This is a genomic window from Mesorhizobium sp. 113-3-9 (genome assembly GCF_016756515.1).
Classification (GTDB): domain Bacteria; phylum Pseudomonadota; class Alphaproteobacteria; order Rhizobiales; family Rhizobiaceae; genus Mesorhizobium.
On record NZ_AP023246.1, the window covers coordinates 4557523 to 4572465 of the forward strand.

Consider the following 14943-nt stretch of genomic DNA (forward strand, 5'->3'; position numbering starts at 1 on the left):
CGATATGGGTTTGGGGATTTTCGTCGTCAAGAGGGTCTCGAATTGAGTGGCCAGTGATCAGCGCAACTTAGCGCCGATCTGCTTGGCGAGCCCTTCAAGCGCCTCCACATCGGGCGCATAGTTCGCCACATGCGTCGGGTACCGTTCCATCTGCTGGCGATAGAAATTCAGCCAATCCGATAAATCGCCGATCGGGAATGTACCCTGCCATATGCCCTTCTTAAGCGTAAATGTATCCGCTTTCGAATCGTATGTAGCCGTCGTTTTCATGCCGCATATAACCAGACATGCCGCCGCTGGCGCACTTTGATTTTCGGTTTATTGGATTGCGGTTTGCGTGAACTGTGCATGCGTTTAAAGTTCATCTAGCCTTATTTCTAACCCTGAGCGAGAACCACCAAAGGGCGGCTGCTGGATTCACGAAGTAAAGTTCGACGGCTACCACTCTCAAATCGTCCGCCATGAAGACGGAATCCGGGTCTACCCTCGCCGCGGCTCCATCGGGTGCCTAATGACCTCTATGTCGTGGCCCTCTATCTGCGGTCACAAGCCATTCGCCGACAATCGTCTCCACGAATTCGGGATTGGCCGTCCCATCTCGGCTGTCTGGTCAACGCGTCGTCGGTGCGCGGGTTTAGGCGAGTCCACCAGACGTTGAGGTGATGTAGGCTCATTTGTTTGGCTCGAGTATCTCCGACATTTTTGACGTCCTGGCCATCTGCGAGGACCGGGGCTCATCGAGCCCCGGCCTTTTCCCCGACGGTCATTTGTTGCCGTTAATTGCAATGCGCTTGGCGTTTGCCTGCGCCTTCTTGGTCTTCGGCAGTGTCACGGTGAGCACACCGTTGTTGAATGTCGCCGCCACCTTGTCGTCTTCAACCTCACGACCGAGGCTGAAGCGCCGCTCAAAGCGCCCATAGTAGCGTTCGCTGAACTGCCGGTCCTTGTCCTCGGTCTCCGCTTTCTTCTCGCCGCGAAGCGTCAGAACACCATCATCGAGCATGACTTCGACGTCCTTTTCCTCGAGGCCGGGGATTTCGGCCGTCACCCGAATTTCCTTATCGGTTTCCGAGAACTCCACGCTTGGCCAAGTGCCATTGAGAGGAGCCATACGGCCCAATACGGAAGGTGTGTCAAAGCCGCGGAACACCTCGTCGAATAGCCGGTTGACATTGCGGTGCAGCGACATGAACGCATCCATGTCGTCGTTGCGATAAATGCTTGGTGCCTGGCTGCTGCCGCGGCTCCAGGGAATCAAGTCACGTACGCTCATTTGACTTCTCCTTTCAATGTTTGGGTCGCACCCGGACCCCACCCACGACAGGACCGGGTGCCGGGCGCCAAAGATCAGGCCGCCGCGCTTTCAATGCGCTTGGATGACGCCTTCTTGTCGGTCTCGACATTGATCGCGATGCGGCGCGGCTTCATCTCCTCGGGAATTTCTTTCTTCAGGTCGATGATGAGAAGACCATTTTCGAGCTTTGCCCCGACAATGGTCACATGATCGGCCAGTTCAAAGCGGCGCGCGAACGGCCTGAGCGCTAGGCCGTGGTGGAGGTACTGGACCTCGTCGTTCTCTGTTCTGGCGCCCTCGATCACGAGCATATTTGGCTCATGCGTGATGGTGAGCTCTTCTTCACCGAAACCGGCGACCGCAAGCACTATGCGGTATGTGTCTTCGCCGAGCTTGGCAATATCATAGGGCGGCCAGTTGTCCGCGTTCTGCGGGGGGCTGGCGTTTTCGAGCAGGTTGAAGATGCGGTCAAAGCCGATGCTCGACCGATAGAAGGGGGAAAAGTCCAGGTTCGTTCTCATAACTACATCCTCCTTGGAGCAACATAGATACGAGGGAACGCCAAGAAGCCTGGCGCTCCCTGACACATCGGCCCCTTGTGCGGCAACCGACGAGGAATGAATTGGGAATTGACTTCCGCTGCGTCAAGAGGGACCGCCAAGGCAGTTTCGCGACCGCCGTCGAAATGGCTGGTGTCGCGGGTTTTCGACGAAGGAAAAACCATAACACGCCAGTATGTTGTCCCGCCCCTCCGCCCACTGGACAACGCGACGATGCCGAAATCATCGCGTCCGGTGCTTCGCTTAAGAAGTTGAGAGAGGCATCGGCCGCCTTTGATGAGGCGTTGTGGCAGCGTTAATCGAGCTGATCGAGCCCCACGACGAACCGACCTGGTGGATCCGCCAAATGGTCCCGGCGCTGGCTATTGAATGGTGAAGATGCCGTCTGCGGCTTCCATTCAGGCAGACGCACTCATCCGTGCGATCGCTTGGCGAATTGTATGTGCCGAATAAGTCCTCCGAAATGTATGAAGGCAACGGTAAGGGCTTGGCTTTCCAGCGCCCATTGCCCCGGTGACGCGCCGCTCTGATGCTGCGGCGGTAGATTACCGCAGTTAATTTAGCCATCACTTTCCATAAGAGGGTCTGCTCTGCCGATCTTCGGCCCCGTCATCCACTGTGGCGCTACGGGCACGTCCTCGATGACGCCGACCCTGCGTGCCCAATTCGTAAAGGCCTTGTTCGCAGCCTCGACAGACTTCCGGCCATCGTAAGCGGAATAGCATGCATCGGACGCCGCTGCGTGGAGAAGGCCGCGCCTTTCAACCGGCCATTCTTCTAGAAACTCTATCGCATCCATAACGCAGCCGATCTTTTGGGCACCGTAGGCGTCGTCCCTTACGAAAACCGGCTGTTTGAACGTCTCACTTTTCATTGATGACCTCCCTTCAAACCGTACTGCATCTGGTCCTGCCTCATCCTGTGCCGAGACGATGTCCGCACCCGGCAAAGCCTGACCGCGAGCTTGGCGAGCGCCACGGCAAAGCGGGGTGGAAACGGGAAAATCGTGTCCATGCGGTTTATCCGGTCTTGGTTCGACTTGACATCCGTCAAGCCGCGCTCGGGTAACTGGAAAAAAGATTGGAAACGCCTCTTTTCAGTTCAAGGGGGAGACGGCGAACCGCCAGCACCTTTATCAATCCGGGGCAACTACAGTCCTATTGCCGCTTGGCAAGTCGCATTGGACCAGTACAATATGAAAAACACGAAGCCTGCTGACGTCGTGTACAAACCCGCCAGCGCACGGATTCCTGTTTCTTGACTGCAAGACCGTTCGCTACAGCTGAAGAGGGCTGCGGCATTCAATTGTAGGCGCATCGAGCGAAGTCCAGCTGGCACCCCTTGCAATGCTCGATCGACTGCTTCCTCAAATTCAGTGGATCGGACCGCTCCGGGTAGAATCGGATTTGTTGGCGTTGTGACTGCTGCACCGCTATCGCCACAACGCGCCCGGGCCCGGCTATTGAAATGTGAAGATGTCGTCTACAGCCTGCCATTCGGAAGGCCGGATAAGGCGATGATGGGCGACTCGCACGGAATGCAGCGCGCCTTCAAGTTCGCGCTCCCAGTAATTCAGAAACCCTTTCAGAGTGGGGAATTCCGGTGCGAGATCATATTCCTGCCAAACGTAAAGCTGCAAAAGGCTTGGATGATCGGGAAGGTGATAGTGGATCTCCGCAGTTGTGAGACCGTAGCCCTCCATCTGCAGCCGGAATTCCCTGCTGACCATGCGTCTCTCCTATCGCGCGCGTTCAGGCATCGAGTCTTTGCGGGCGATCTCGGACCCGGCGCTGCTCGAGGTTACCGCCCAACTCGGTGCGACTGTCGTCCAGTCGGCGAAGTGCATCCATCACGGCGTCAAACGTCACCGGACTCGAAGCACCAGGCGGTTTTCGCAGCGCAGGCACGGATTCGACGGCGCAGGCATCAGAAGCCCAAGAGGCAAGAATGGCCCGCTTTTCCTGGATGTGGAGGGTACGATCTCCCACCACCTCATCGGGGTGGCTAAAGTGCCGCGCCGGAAACAGCAGACGGTCAAGCGAAGGATCAGAGGTTTCAGGGGTAAACGAAGGGATGATTTTCGACAAGGTTCGTTCCATCGATTGGCTCCGCTTCCTAATAATCTCCTTGGCATCCGTGGGTGTCGCAGGGACCCTTCCGGAACTGTATCGGCAAGCAATTTTGTGGAGTTCCGATCGAATTTCAAGACTGAAAAATCACTCTGCGCAGCAAAATAGCTTCATGATTTCACGTCCCTAGACCTCCTGAATGCATAGCGCCAAAATTTTTACAGCGACCTCTTGAAACTCGAAAAATGCAAAACTAGCTCGATGTGCGCGATGCCTGAACAAGGGTCGCCGCGCGCCGCACCGGCCGACATTGCCGGTCCGGTGCGGAGGAATCTCAATGGTCTGTTTGTCCTGAAGGAGAACAATATGACGTTCCGTCCATTGCATGACCGTATCCTGGTCCGCCGCATCGAAGCCGGGGAGAAGACGGCCGGCGGCATCATCATTCCCGACACCGCCAAGGAGAAGCCGCAGGAGGGCGAGGTGGTTGCCATCGGCCCAGGCGCCCGTGACGACAGCGGCAAGCTCACGCCTCTCGACGTCAAGGCGGGCGATCGCATCCTGTTCGGCAAGTGGTCCGGCACGGAGATCAAGCTGAACGGGGAGGACCTCCTCATCATGAAGGAAAGCGACGTGATGGGCGTGATCGACGATATCGCCGAAGTGAAGAAGGCCGCCTGACGGCTTCTTCGAATTCAATCCAGTCACTGAAGCTGCCTAGATGAAGGAGTGATCCAATGGCTGCCAAGGAAGTGAAATTTCATACCGAAGCGCGCGAGAAGATGCTGCGTGGTGTCGACATCCTTGCCAATGCGGTGAAGGTGACGCTCGGTCCGAAGGGGCGCAATGTCGTCATCGACAAATCATTCGGCGCCCCGCGCATCACCAAGGACGGCGTCACCGTCGCCAAGGAAATCGAGCTCGAGGACAAGTTCGAGAACATGGGCGCCCAGATGGTGCGCGAGGTCGCGTCGAAGACCAACGACCTTGCCGGCGACGGCACCACGACTGCAACGGTGCTCGCCCAGGCGATCGTCAAGGAAGGCGCCAAGGCCGTCGCCTCGGGGATGAACCCAATGGATCTGAAGCGCGGCATCGACAAGGCCGTCGAGGCGATTGTCCAGGAGTTGAAGACCAACGCCCGCAAGGTGACCAGAAATGATGAGATCGCCCAGGTCGGCACCATCTCGGCCAATGGCGATGCCGAGATCGGCCGCTTCCTTGCGGAAGCGATGCAGAAAGTCGGCAATGAGGGCGTGATAACCGTCGAGGAAGCGAAGACCGCGGAAACTGAACTGGAAGTCGTTGAAGGTATGCAGTTCGATCGTGGCTATCTAAGCCCCTACTTCATCACCAATCAGGACAAGATGCGCGTCGAGTTGGACGAGCCCTATGTGCTGATCCACGAGAAGAAGCTGTCCAATCTCCAGGCGCTGCTTCCGGTGCTGGAGGCTGTTGTACAGTCGTCCAAACCGCTGCTGATCATAGCCGAGGATGTCGAGGGCGAGGCTTTGGCGACGCTGGTCGTCAACAAGCTGCGCGGTGGCCTCAAGGTCGCGGCCGTCAAGGCTCCTGGCTTCGGCGATCGCCGCAAGGCCATGCTGGAGGACATCGCCATTCTCACCGGCGGTACGGCCATCTCGGAAGACCTTGGCATCAAGCTGGAAAACGTGACGCTGCAGATGCTCGGCCGTGCCAAGAAGGTGGTGATCGAGAAGGAGAACACCACGATTGTCGACGGCGTCGGCAAGAAGGAGGAGATCCAAGGTCGTGTCGCCCAGATTAAGGCACAGATAGAGGAAACGACTTCCGACTACGACCGCGAGAAGCTGCAGGAACGGCTGGCCAAGCTCGCCGGCGGCGTTGCCGTCATACGCGTCGGCGGTTCGACCGAGGTCGAGGTCAAGGAACGGAAGGACCGCGTCGACGACGCGCTGCATGCCACCCGCGCGGCGGTCGAGGAAGGCGTCTTGCCGGGCGGCGGTGTCGCGCTGCTTCGTGCAGCGAAGGCCCTCGATGTGGTGCAGACCGACAATGCCGACCAGAAGACCGGCGTGGACATCGTGCGACGTGCCATCGAAACCCCGGTGCGCCAGATCGCTGAGAATGCCGGCGCGGAAGGTTCGATCATCGTTGGCAAGCTGCGCGAGAAGAGCGAGTTCGGCTGGGGCTGGAATGCCCAGACCAACGAGTTCGGCGATCTCTTCAAGCAGGGTGTGATCGATCCGGCTAAGGTGGTGCGCACCGCCTTGCAAGATGCCGCATCCGTTGCCGGCCTGCTCGTGACCACCGAGGCGATGGTGGCCGAGAAGCCGAAGAAGGAGGCGCCGCTCCCTGCAATGTCGGGCGGTGGCGGAATGGACTTCTGAAGTCTTAATGAAACTGCCCGCTCCCTGATTGGGAGCGGGCGTCTATCAGGCCGACTTCTGAGGATGCCATGAATATGATGAGAGGTATTGGAAGCGTTCCGTCTCCGACACACCCGGCGAATGAGTTTCTGGCCCACGAAACGGAGTGCAGGGAGGTACTAAAGCCGCTGCTCGATGGCCTGCTCGATATGGCCGAATCCGCCGGTTGGAGCCGTCGCACGGCTGCCTCGACATTGATGTTCCTCGCCGCGCAGCACGTGTCGGCATCGGCGACATCCGTGAGCAGCGGATCGTGAATCGCAGGCCTCGCCTCTGGCGAGGTCTTTCCAGCAGATAAGCTGCCAGAGGAGGAGCCGAACCTTGAGGCTTTCCGCTTTCCTGCCATTCAAAATCGAAATTGACAGTTTGCACACAGCATTGGCGTCGAGATGACGACACATACCACCGCAACGGAAACGAGAACATTCGAGGCGAACGTCGCACGGCTGCTCCATATCATGGTGCATTCGGTCTATTCCGACCGTGACGTCTTCTTGCGCGAACTGATCTCCAACGCCGCTGATGCTTGCGAGAAGCTTCGCTACGAATCGATCAGCCGTCCCGAATTGCTTGGTGACGATCCGAAAACGCGCATCACCCTCGCCGCCGATCCCGACAGAAAGCAGCTTATCGCGGAGGACAACGGCATGGGCATGAGCCGCGACGAAATGGCGGAGGCGCTGGCACCATCGCCCGCTCGGGCACGCGTGCCTTCATGGAGCGTATCGAAGCCTGTAGGCGAGCGAAGAAACCCAGCTGATCGGCCAGTTCGGTGTCGGTTTTTACTCCGCCTTCATGGTGGCTGCCAGAGTGGACGTGATCAGTCGACAGGCGGGCAGCGGGGAAGCCTGGCGCTGGTCCTCTGACGGCAAGGGTTCTTATGAGATTGGTCTGGTCGCACTTGAAGAAGCGCCGAAGCGTGGCGCCCGCGTGATGTTAAACCTCCGAGCCACGAATGCCAGTCCAACTCGGCCCCAATGTTGCTGGACAGCTTTGCGCCTCATATCCATCATCTCAGCGGTGAAGTGGACATCGCTGGCGAGGGTCCAACAAGCAAGTTTGCGTCAAAAACGAGATCATTCGACGTCACGCTCCAACTCTGTTACTGCGCACTGGAGACCGAGTTGCCCCATAGACGCGAAACTCCCTATCCCGGCAAAAGCAGGAACTGAAGGCTAACACAACCATGTGAATTGTGATTTGCGACGATGAGTAGGGCTGAGGTGATCATCTTACTGACGGCGCTAGCAGTGCTGATCGCGTTCTTATTTACCGTCTGGCTTCTGAATGCGCCCGACTGGTCCGCGCACCTTTGAATTTCAGCCTCAAATTTGAAACTGGCCCACTACCCGTAATCCCTTGCATGCGGCAGTGACTCATCGCGAATGTTCCGTCGCGGACATCTCTACTGACTGACTTGCCAAAGCCCGCACGCGTGAAGCTACGAAGGGGCGCATAGCCGAAATTGGCTGGCAGCGACCTCTAGCGTGCGGCTTTGATCTCTGCCCCCCACTTAGGAAATCCGATCGCTCCATCTCCCGCCGCGCCGGAACCGATCACATAGTCGTGTTGTCGTAACGATTCCCATCGCACCTTCGAAGTCTGAAGAGGGGAACCATGCCCTTGCTAAATGGGAGTATGCAGAATGAATTCGATCAAGCTCGCTGTCATCGTTGGCCTCGTCGGCCTTTCCTCATCTCAGGCGTTTGCCGAAGACGCGATGGGCACAATGACCATGATGAAGGGGCGGGGAAGTGATGGCGATCATGCCGGATGGGCATATGGGAACCATGATGCCAGACGCCAAGATGGGCGTCGAGATGATGAAAATGGCAAAGCCGATCAAACACTGCATGATTATGATGACCGACGCCAAAGGAAAAGCCTTCATGATTGATGCGTCGACCAAGAGGGCCATGGTGAGAATTGGGCCTCTAAAAACACACGTGCCGGCGGAACATATCGCGGACAGTATCTTTCGGCTCGCCAATGAGACCTCACTCCCTCGGCCACTGCCTTGGCAATGGGAGCCATACCTGTGCGGTAAACCGGCCGAAAAGCTGGCTTGATCGACTTCACGCTTGTGCTAGGCCTAGGGATTGATCTCGACGACGAGGCATGGCCGGCACACCCCGAAAATACCGTTGGCTGCGGCGTTCGCTCGATGTGGGGCTCGCGACGCGTCTGGCAGCCGCGACTGGTGTTTTGGGCTGGCGCCATCTCGATCAGATTGATTAGCGTGTTGTTCGCGCTGCTGGCCGACCAGGCGCAGGCCTTGTTCCACGTTGTAATCGGCAGTGCGGGCGGCTGGCGCTTCTATTTGCCGCTGGCGATGACGCCGCTTGGCTTTGTGCTGTCCGCTTGAGCAGGTTGGATTCCCCATGAAGTCGGCGATGATGTCCTGCAGGTCGTTCGGCAGGATCAAAGCCGTTACTGTACGATTTGCCAGCGCGATCCGAATAGCGCGGTCGACGAGATGACGCACCTGCCCGGGAACGGCAGCCTGATGAACGTAACCGCCGGCAACGTCCTTGAATAGGGAAGCGAGTCGACCTCTTGTTGGTAGTGCCCGCCGATCGCTGCTCGCGCCTGCTGGCCGACAATGGATCATCAGGTCGTGCAAGCCAAGAGCGAATTGTTGCGCCGCATGAACGCGGACGATTTTGCGCGCTTGCAGCCACATCTCGAGAGGGTATTCTTGAGTTGTGCACGCCGTTGGAGACTGCAGATCGAAAGATCGAAGCCGTCTATTTTCTTGAAAGCGGGCTGGCCTCGGTGGTGGCGAAGACGTCAGGGAAAGAGGAGGCGGAAGTCGTGATCATCGGGTTCGAAGGTATGAACGGATCGGCCCTGATCATGGGGTACGACCAGGCAAACTTCGATTGCTATATCCAGTCGACGAGCGAGGCCTCACGGATAGCCACCGGCCCATTCCTGGCGGCCTTGGAGGACAGCCACACCTTGCGGCCGTTCTTGTTGCGCTACGTCCAATATTTTCATGTTCAAACGAGCTACACCGCAGCGATCAATGCCCGGCAAAGCCTGGAGGTCCGACTGGCGAGGACCGCACTATCGGCGACAGGCTTGTTATAACCCATGAATTTCTGTCCATCATGCTCGGCGTGAGGTGTCCCGGCGTCACGGTCGGTCTCCAGATCATCGAGAGCTATGGCTATTGGCGAAATCACGGTCCGCGATCGCGATGGCCTTCTGAAGTTGGCGCAGGGGTCCTACGGTCCTCCGGAAAATCCAATATCGCCCGCTTGTCGGAGATCTCGGTTCAAAGACCCCTTCAAGGCAGGAGCGGCCCGGCGCTTGAATTCGAGCAGGCGCAGCGCGCCTCGAACTGATCGGATCAGGTTCATTTCGAAGTGGCCGGCACTATGATGCGGTGAGACACCATTGCCTGAGCCATCGCGCCGGCCACTGCGGCATGATTTGGGGGTGCCGCGTTGCCAAAATATTCAGCGCCATTCAACAGGCAATCTTTGCCAACGATTTGGTAAGAACCGTACATAGGCAGCCGCCTGCGTTGTTTCGATCGCTGCATGATGTCCGCAATCAGTAGTCGCCTACCTCCGAGATCGGATAGCAGGCGGGCTATCAGCGTCATCACGAGTTCTTGAACGCAAACCCGTGCGGGAACTTCTCAACCGCACGTTGGTTGGGGCCAAGGGCCGGCTTTGAAAGATGGAGGATGTCCGTGGCCAGTGCACAATCCATGCTCGTGGTCGCCAAGCGTCCGCTTCACAAAACACCGATGGCAGTCGCCAACGCGTGCTTCATTGGCACCTTGCTGACCGATATCACTTATTGGCGAAGCGCGGAGATGATGTGGGCCGACTTTTCCGCCTGGCTTCTCTTTGCCGGCCTGGTGGTAGGCGTGCTTGCAGTTCTGGCCGCGATCGTCGATCTGTTTACCGGTCGACTTTCCCGTGCGAATAGCCCTGTGTGGCCATATCTCCTCGGCGGTGTGGCTGTGCTCGTCATATCGTTCTTCAATGCGCTGGTGCACAGCCGTGATGCCTGGACCTCGGTCGTGCCGACAGGGCTGACTTTGTCTGCTGCGGCCGTGATCGTCCTGCTCCTCGTCGGACTGCTGGGATGGCGTTCCAGCCGCAATCGTGTGGAGGTCGTCGAATGAGCGCTATGTTGTTTTCCAGAAGAAATTTCCAGCGCGTCGCCAGCCTCGGCGTTCTGTGCGGATCGCTTCTGGTGCTGCCCGCATGCAGCGACAACGAGCCGGACCCCGGTGATCAGGTTGGAGCCAATCCGACGCTGCCCGAGCCGTCCCAATATCTAGTCCCGCCGATGCATATCGCGTCAATCATCGGCTGGAAACAGGATGAGACACCAATCGTCGCCAAAGGTTTGCAGATCAAGGCTTTCGCCAAAGGCCTGAAGCATCCGCGTTCGCTCTACACATTGCCCAACGGCGACGTTCTGGTCGTCGAGTCCGTGGCCCCGCCCGGCGCCCCGATGAAGCGGCCGAAAGACCTGATCATGGGTTGGATCGAGTCAATGGCGACGTCGGGCGGCGGCACCGAAGGAAGCAACCGCATCACGCTGCTGCGCGATACCAACGGCGATGGCGTGCCTGACGTGCAAGACGTGTTCCTCGACCATCTCAATTCGCCCTTCGGTGTAGCTCTGGTCGGCAACGATCTCTATGTCGCCAACACCGACGCCATCGTGCGTTATCCCTACGCGCCTGGCGACACCAAGATCACGGCGCCGGGGACTGTTTTGACGCCGCTTCCCGGCGGGCCTATCGATCATCATTGGACCAAGTCCCTGGTCGCTAGTCCCGACGGATCGTTGCTCTATGTCGGCGTCGGCTCCAACAGCAACATCACCGAGAATGGCATACAGGCCGAAAAGGATCGTGCCGCCATCTGGGAGGTCGACAGGGCCACAGGCCGCCATCGCATTTTCGCAAGTGGACTGCGCAATCCCAACGGCCTGAGCTTTGAGCCACAGAGCGGGGCGCTGTGGGCTGTGATCAACGAGCGTGACGAACTCGGTCCCAATCTCGTTCCCGATTATATGACATCGGTCAAGGATGGCGCATTCTACGGCTGGCCGTACAGCTACTACGGCCAGCATGTCGATCCGCGCGTGATGCCGCAGCGGCCGGATCTGGTCGCCAGGGCGATCCCTCCGGACTATGCCCTGAGTTCCCATGTCGCGCCTCTGGGTCTGGCCTTCTACGCTGGAACCAACCTCCCCGAGGCCTATCGCAACGGCGCGTTTGTCGGCGAGCATGGCAGCTGGAATCGCAAGAAGTTCAACGGCTACAAGGTCGTGTTCGTCGCCTTCAAAGATGGCCACCCCCACGGCAAGCCACAGGATATAGTCACCGGTTTCCTTGACAACGACAATCAGGCGCATGGACGGCCAGTCGGCGTTGCTTTCGACAAAGCGGGCGCGTTGTTGATCGCTGACGATGTTGGCAACACCGTTTGGCGAGTGACATCGGCAAGCCAGTAGCCATGCATCGGAATCGAGCGCTCAAGGCTTTGTGTCCTCCGTATCGAGAATTCCCAGCTCACGAAAGTTGGGCGAGGACAAACCGCTTAGTAAGATTCGTATAGTGAAAACGCATCAATTTTGAATGACGAAACTGCGGGTTGGTGGGATAAATACGGTTTCGTTAGCCTTGGGAGGATGCCGTGGATAACCCCCAGAACGGAAGCAATGTCGTATCCCAAATTGAGGTCGTTGAAGCGTGCGGCGAATGGCTCGTGCGATGAACGATGGTCAGGAAACCACCAGTCAGTTCGATCTCGAATCCCTTGCCGCTTACCTATCCCGAGGGCCAACGGCTCCGCCTGAAGGTCGAGGCGATCAGGCGCCTCTACGTTAAGTTCCCCGCGCCGCTCGGCGGCCGGTTGGACGGACTAAGCTGGAATTCAGCAGCTGTTCTAGCGTTTGGGGCGGTGCACCGGGATTTGCACCACATTTTCAGTGTCGGGCAGATCGAAGCCCGATGGCCAGCTGTCGCGCCGAGGCCATCTCAACGATCAGTTCCTCGATTGAGGAGTCAGGCGACCGTGTCGTCACTTTCCGCCTTACCCTGGCTGCAAGCTCATGGACCCGGACGGGAACAAACGCGGTTCTCCTCGAGCAGCCTGCCGATTTCGATCACCACGTCAGCGTCAATGTCCTTCGGCAAATTCTCGCATGGCGTCACCGTGGCATCGCCACAGCTCACACTGCGGGCAATTAGGCATTGGGCGGCATGCATCGGGTGGTTGCCCGTGCGCAGAGGCCAATTCATAAATCTGCCGGCGCTGCAGTGTCACGCAAAATTTTTGTACGAAAAATTACCAACCGAACTCATCTGACAGATTTCAACGCCCCCAAGCCGTTCTCCTCGGGGCCAGAGAGGAACTAAAAATATCCTGCCGAATTGGAATTGGAGTATCGGAGGATCAAACCATGGACAGCAGAGAAGAGCGCATCAAACGGCGAGCCTACGAAATCTGGGAACGGGAAGGGCGCCCAGCCGGCCGCGCCCAGGAGCACTGGGATAAGGCCGTGCAGGAAATAGAAGCGGAAGGCCCGGAGACTGAACGCAGGGAGGCCGGTCCAGTGGTTGGAGTTGGCTCAAAAGGCACCAGTGGTTGAAGGCCTTGCCAAAGCAACCAAATACGCTGCAACCGGAGGAGGCCTCATCCCGTTCGAGGACATCTATTTCGAGCTTTTCGAAAAGACCAACACCACGAGCGAATGCCCGCTGAAAGGCACGGCAAGCTATTGGCGCGTCCATGCCGTGGGCAGTTCGGCGAACGACGTCCTGTGGGCGTATGAGACACCAGACACTGGGGCGAGGGCGATCGCGGGCCACGGCGCGTTCGATCCTGAAAAGGTGCGGATCGAAGTCGAGCCGTCGGAAGACAAACGGCATACGCCTCATATAATCGAACAGGAATGAAGGGCGGCACTAGCGACGCGGGAGTTCCTTGTAGAGGATGCACAGACCCTCTTCGTATCTGGCCGCCGACGCTCCGATCTGCTGCGATTGCCAGATGTTGTCTTCCAGATCCGCACGCTTGACCGGCAGCGCCAATGGATTCGATGCCGCCCGCCGCACGAAGGCAAAATAGTCCTCGCCATCCCTGCGCGACATGGCGTCGACTGCAGAAGCAATCGCCGGACCAAAACCTGCCTGCTCGATCCTGGTCCGGCTCCAGCCGTCACCTTTTTCCAGCACATCATGGAGATAGGCTACAGCTTTCTGGTCGATGGTTTCGACGGCATCGGCGACACGGCGGCAATGCTCGATATAGGGCCGCCCGGTCTTGTCGTGCTGGCCGGCGTGAACGTCCTCGGCGATCTTGGCTGCCCGGTAGAGAATGCTCATCTGCTTCGGCTCCGTGGCATGGCTTCACCATTGCTCTTCGGTGTCGTGGTGCGGCAGGTCCAATCCGCAACAAACCCAACCGAGTCGCTGCCTCGAGCCATAATTGTAGCGAGGTTCCAGTCGCCCCGGATTGTCGAATGTGCCGACATGCAAGGCGATTTCGCCGGGTGAAGCGTCGTACGCGAGGCTAAGCGGCGAGCCGCAGGCCGGGCAGAATCCCCTCTGGGCAATCGGCGATGACCGGCGATAGGTTGGTGCTGCGGCAATCCAGGTCACGCTTTCGGACGGCAACCATGCCAGCACCGCGAAGGCACTGCCGGTCGCGCGCCGGCACATGTCGCAATGGCAGTAGTGGACTCTCGGTTCGCTGCTGACGCTGAAACGGATATTGCCGCAAAGACAGCCACCGAGCATGGGCATGCCGTTGCCGGAATCTCGGCCGCCGACGTTAGCCATCCAGATCGATCAGAGCGACGCCCAATCCGGCACGCTTGCGGCGGCGCAGATGACCAGGCGATTCCACCAACGTCACCTCAAGCGTTGGCCGAACGGTGCCCTCAAGCAAATGCCCGCCCCTGGTGGTCCCATCGCTCAATCCAAGCACTGCATGGACATGAAGGCTGGGCTTGCCATCGTCGCCCAGCGCTATATCGCCGATCGCGCTCAGCACTTCGCATTGTTCGTCAACGCGGATTTTGCGATAGGACTTCGTGTTCAGGTCGAACCAGCCGACGGTGGCTCTTTCGAACGCACCGATGGCTGTCAGGGACGCGCTGCCAATCCTTTGCTCAGCCGCGAATGCGGTCAGCGCACCGAACGCCTCTTCACCGGGATCGAGCACCACGACGAAGGTTCTTTGTTCGCCGACTTCATTGACGAGCTGCGCTTTCATAGCTCAATCCAGACCGGTTATTGAGCGCGATTCTCGGCATTGCGTTTCCGGGTCGCCGCAGCCTTCTTTGCCGATTCCGAACGGCTGGCGGCTGACCGCGATGCCGATGCCTTGCCGCCGATCCTGCCACCCTTGTGCGCGGCTGGGTGACCCGTGTGCTCACCGCGCCCGGAGCCGCCTTCCTTTTTGCCGCCGCCGTCGTCCTTGTTCACCGTCGCCCACGCGCGCCGTTCGGCCTCCTTGTCGGAGATCCCCCCCTTCTCATAACCCTCGGCAATATGGTCGGCCTTGCGTTCCTGCTTGTCGGTGTACTTCGATTTGTCGCCTCGTGGCATGATAGTTTCTCCTCTTCGA

The 14943-nt window shown here is 58.5% G+C and carries 18 protein-coding genes and 3 pseudogenes; 10 read left to right on the forward strand and 11 right to left on the reverse strand.

The window, feature by feature from the left end:
- Positions 1-57: 57 nt before the first annotated feature.
- The 6 genes from MesoLj_RS22160 to MesoLj_RS22185 form a co-directional block, all read right to left on the reverse strand.
- Positions 58-270: a hypothetical protein gene (locus tag MesoLj_RS22160; RefSeq protein ID WP_202322477.1), complete on the reverse strand. Its 213-nt coding sequence runs from the start codon at positions 268-270 to the stop codon at positions 58-60.
- Between the two features lie 493 nt (positions 271-763).
- The gene (locus MesoLj_RS22165; RefSeq protein WP_202322479.1) at positions 764-1273 is read right to left on the reverse strand and encodes an Hsp20/alpha crystallin family protein; all 510 of its coding nucleotides are present in this window, start codon (positions 1271-1273) and stop codon (positions 764-766) included.
- Between the two features lie 74 nt (positions 1274-1347).
- Positions 1348-1815: an Hsp20 family protein gene (locus tag MesoLj_RS22170; RefSeq protein WP_202327397.1), complete on the reverse strand. Its 468-nt coding sequence runs from the start codon at positions 1813-1815 to the stop codon at positions 1348-1350.
- 598 nt (positions 1816-2413) lie between these two features.
- Complete coding sequence (locus MesoLj_RS22175) at positions 2414-2728, reverse strand: DUF982 domain-containing protein (protein WP_202322481.1); 315 nt, start codon at positions 2726-2728, stop codon at positions 2414-2416.
- Positions 2729-3313: 585 nt separating this feature from the next.
- On the reverse strand, positions 3314-3583 hold the full coding sequence (locus MesoLj_RS22180) for an usg protein (protein ID WP_202322483.1): 270 nt from the start codon (positions 3581-3583) through the stop codon (positions 3314-3316).
- A 22-nt stretch (positions 3584-3605) separates the two neighbouring features.
- Complete coding sequence (locus MesoLj_RS22185) at positions 3606-3953, reverse strand: hypothetical protein (protein WP_202322485.1); 348 nt, start codon at positions 3951-3953, stop codon at positions 3606-3608.
- A gap of 336 nt (positions 3954-4289) precedes the next feature.
- On the opposite strand from MesoLj_RS22185, the gene MesoLj_RS22190 reads away from it, so the two are divergent.
- The 5 genes and pseudogenes from MesoLj_RS22190 to MesoLj_RS22210 form a co-directional block, all read left to right on the forward strand.
- On the forward strand, positions 4290-4604 hold the full coding sequence (locus MesoLj_RS22190) for a co-chaperone GroES (protein ID WP_202327399.1): 315 nt from the start codon (positions 4290-4292) through the stop codon (positions 4602-4604).
- A gap of 56 nt (positions 4605-4660) precedes the next feature.
- A complete protein-coding gene (groL, locus tag MesoLj_RS22195; RefSeq protein ID WP_202322490.1) occupies positions 4661-6292 on the forward strand; it encodes a chaperonin GroEL in 1632 nt (543 codons plus the stop codon).
- A gap of 428 nt (positions 6293-6720) precedes the next feature.
- Positions 6721-7300 (forward strand): annotated as a pseudogene (locus MesoLj_RS22200) (ATP-binding protein); the annotation flags it as partial.
- Positions 7301-8088: 788 nt separating this feature from the next.
- A complete protein-coding gene (locus tag MesoLj_RS36365; protein WP_244735130.1) occupies positions 8089-8400 on the forward strand; it encodes a hypothetical protein in 312 nt (103 codons plus the stop codon).
- Positions 8401-8449: 49 nt separating this feature from the next.
- Positions 8450-8693: pseudogene (locus MesoLj_RS22210) on the forward strand (chloride channel protein); the annotation flags it as partial.
- 33 nt (positions 8694-8726) lie between these two features.
- Here the strand turns inward: MesoLj_RS22210 and MesoLj_RS36370 are convergent.
- A pseudogene (locus tag MesoLj_RS36370) lies at positions 8727-8938 on the reverse strand (thiamine pyrophosphate-requiring protein); the annotation flags it as partial.
- On the opposite strand from MesoLj_RS36370, the gene MesoLj_RS22215 reads away from it, so the two are divergent.
- From MesoLj_RS22215 to MesoLj_RS22235, 5 genes are all read left to right on the forward strand, one after another.
- Positions 8888-9424, forward strand: coding sequence for a hypothetical protein (locus MesoLj_RS22215; RefSeq protein WP_342215771.1), 537 nt, complete (start codon positions 8888-8890; stop codon positions 9422-9424). The pseudogene MesoLj_RS36370 and the gene MesoLj_RS22215 sit on opposite strands and share 51 nt — an antisense overlap.
- A 604-nt stretch (positions 9425-10028) precedes the next feature.
- Positions 10029-10475 (forward strand): DUF2231 domain-containing protein, encoded by a 447-nt coding sequence (locus tag MesoLj_RS22220; protein WP_202322491.1) that lies wholly within the window; start codon positions 10029-10031, stop codon positions 10473-10475.
- Positions 10472-11821 carry a PQQ-dependent sugar dehydrogenase gene (locus MesoLj_RS22225; RefSeq protein ID WP_446720250.1) on the forward strand — a complete coding sequence of 450 codons (1350 nt, stop codon included), beginning with the start codon at positions 10472-10474 and terminating at the stop codon, positions 11819-11821. The genes MesoLj_RS22220 and MesoLj_RS22225 overlap by 4 nt, the downstream gene beginning before the upstream one ends.
- 951 nt (positions 11822-12772) lie before the next feature.
- Positions 12773-12961 (forward strand): DUF2934 domain-containing protein, encoded by a 189-nt coding sequence (locus MesoLj_RS22230; protein ID WP_202322493.1) that lies wholly within the window; start codon positions 12773-12775, stop codon positions 12959-12961.
- Positions 12954-13268, forward strand: coding sequence for a DUF427 domain-containing protein (locus MesoLj_RS22235; protein WP_244735131.1), 315 nt, complete (start codon positions 12954-12956; stop codon positions 13266-13268). The genes MesoLj_RS22230 and MesoLj_RS22235 overlap by 8 nt, the downstream gene beginning before the upstream one ends.
- Positions 13269-13277: 9 nt before the next feature.
- Here MesoLj_RS22235 and MesoLj_RS22240 read toward each other — a convergent pair whose 3' ends face one another.
- Genes MesoLj_RS22240 through MesoLj_RS22255 form a run of 4 tightly spaced genes read right to left on the reverse strand, consistent with a single transcriptional unit; the run spans position 13278 to position 14924 of the window.
- Positions 13278-13697: an HD domain-containing protein gene (locus MesoLj_RS22240; protein ID WP_202322495.1), complete on the reverse strand. Its 420-nt coding sequence runs from the start codon at positions 13695-13697 to the stop codon at positions 13278-13280.
- A 24-nt stretch (positions 13698-13721) separates the two neighbouring features.
- Positions 13722-14153, reverse strand: coding sequence for a GFA family protein (locus MesoLj_RS22245; protein ID WP_244735132.1), 432 nt, complete (start codon positions 14151-14153; stop codon positions 13722-13724).
- Positions 14146-14589, reverse strand: coding sequence for a PPC domain-containing DNA-binding protein (locus MesoLj_RS22250; RefSeq protein WP_202322496.1), 444 nt, complete (start codon positions 14587-14589; stop codon positions 14146-14148). Before MesoLj_RS22250 ends, MesoLj_RS22245 begins: the two co-directional genes overlap by 8 nt.
- Positions 14590-14606: 17 nt before the next feature.
- Entirely contained in the window at positions 14607-14924 is a 318-nt protein-coding gene (locus MesoLj_RS22255; RefSeq protein WP_202322498.1) for a plasmid stabilization protein, read from the reverse strand.
- Positions 14925-14943 lie beyond the last annotated feature (19 nt).

Excerpts from the sequence above, each read along its gene's own strand:
- MesoLj_RS22160 (WP_202322477.1), bottom strand. The coding sequence starts at position 270 with ATGAAAACGACGGCTACATACGATTCGAAAGCGGATACATTTACGCTT.
- MesoLj_RS22165 (WP_202322479.1), bottom strand. The coding sequence starts at position 1,273 with ATGAGCGTACGTGACTTGATTCCCTGGAGCCGCGGCAGCAGCCAGGCA.
- MesoLj_RS22170 (WP_202327397.1), bottom strand. The coding sequence starts at position 1,815 with ATGAGAACGAACCTGGACTTTTCCCCCTTCTATCGGTCGAGCATCGGC.
- MesoLj_RS22175 (WP_202322481.1), bottom strand. The coding sequence starts at position 2,728 with ATGAAAAGTGAGACGTTCAAACAGCCGGTTTTCGTAAGGGACGACGCC.
- MesoLj_RS22180 (WP_202322483.1), bottom strand. The coding sequence starts at position 3,583 with ATGGTCAGCAGGGAATTCCGGCTGCAGATGGAGGGCTACGGTCTCACA.
- MesoLj_RS22185 (WP_202322485.1), bottom strand. The coding sequence starts at position 3,953 with ATGGAACGAACCTTGTCGAAAATCATCCCTTCGTTTACCCCTGAAACC.
- MesoLj_RS22190 (WP_202327399.1), top strand. The coding sequence starts at position 4,290 with ATGACGTTCCGTCCATTGCATGACCGTATCCTGGTCCGCCGCATCGAA.
- groL (WP_202322490.1), top strand. The coding sequence starts at position 4,661 with ATGGCTGCCAAGGAAGTGAAATTTCATACCGAAGCGCGCGAGAAGATG.
- MesoLj_RS36365 (WP_244735130.1), top strand. The coding sequence starts at position 8,089 with ATGGCGATCATGCCGGATGGGCATATGGGAACCATGATGCCAGACGCC.
- MesoLj_RS22220 (WP_202322491.1), top strand. The coding sequence starts at position 10,029 with ATGTCCGTGGCCAGTGCACAATCCATGCTCGTGGTCGCCAAGCGTCCG.
- MesoLj_RS22225 (WP_446720250.1), top strand. The coding sequence starts at position 10,472 with ATGAGCGCTATGTTGTTTTCCAGAAGAAATTTCCAGCGCGTCGCCAGC.
- MesoLj_RS22230 (WP_202322493.1), top strand. The coding sequence starts at position 12,773 with ATGGACAGCAGAGAAGAGCGCATCAAACGGCGAGCCTACGAAATCTGG.
- MesoLj_RS22240 (WP_202322495.1), bottom strand. The coding sequence starts at position 13,697 with ATGAGCATTCTCTACCGGGCAGCCAAGATCGCCGAGGACGTTCACGCC.
- MesoLj_RS22245 (WP_244735132.1), bottom strand. The coding sequence starts at position 14,153 with ATGGCTAACGTCGGCGGCCGAGATTCCGGCAACGGCATGCCCATGCTC.
- MesoLj_RS22250 (WP_202322496.1), bottom strand. The coding sequence starts at position 14,589 with ATGAAAGCGCAGCTCGTCAATGAAGTCGGCGAACAAAGAACCTTCGTC.
- MesoLj_RS22255 (WP_202322498.1), bottom strand. The coding sequence starts at position 14,924 with ATGCCACGAGGCGACAAATCGAAGTACACCGACAAGCAGGAACGCAAG.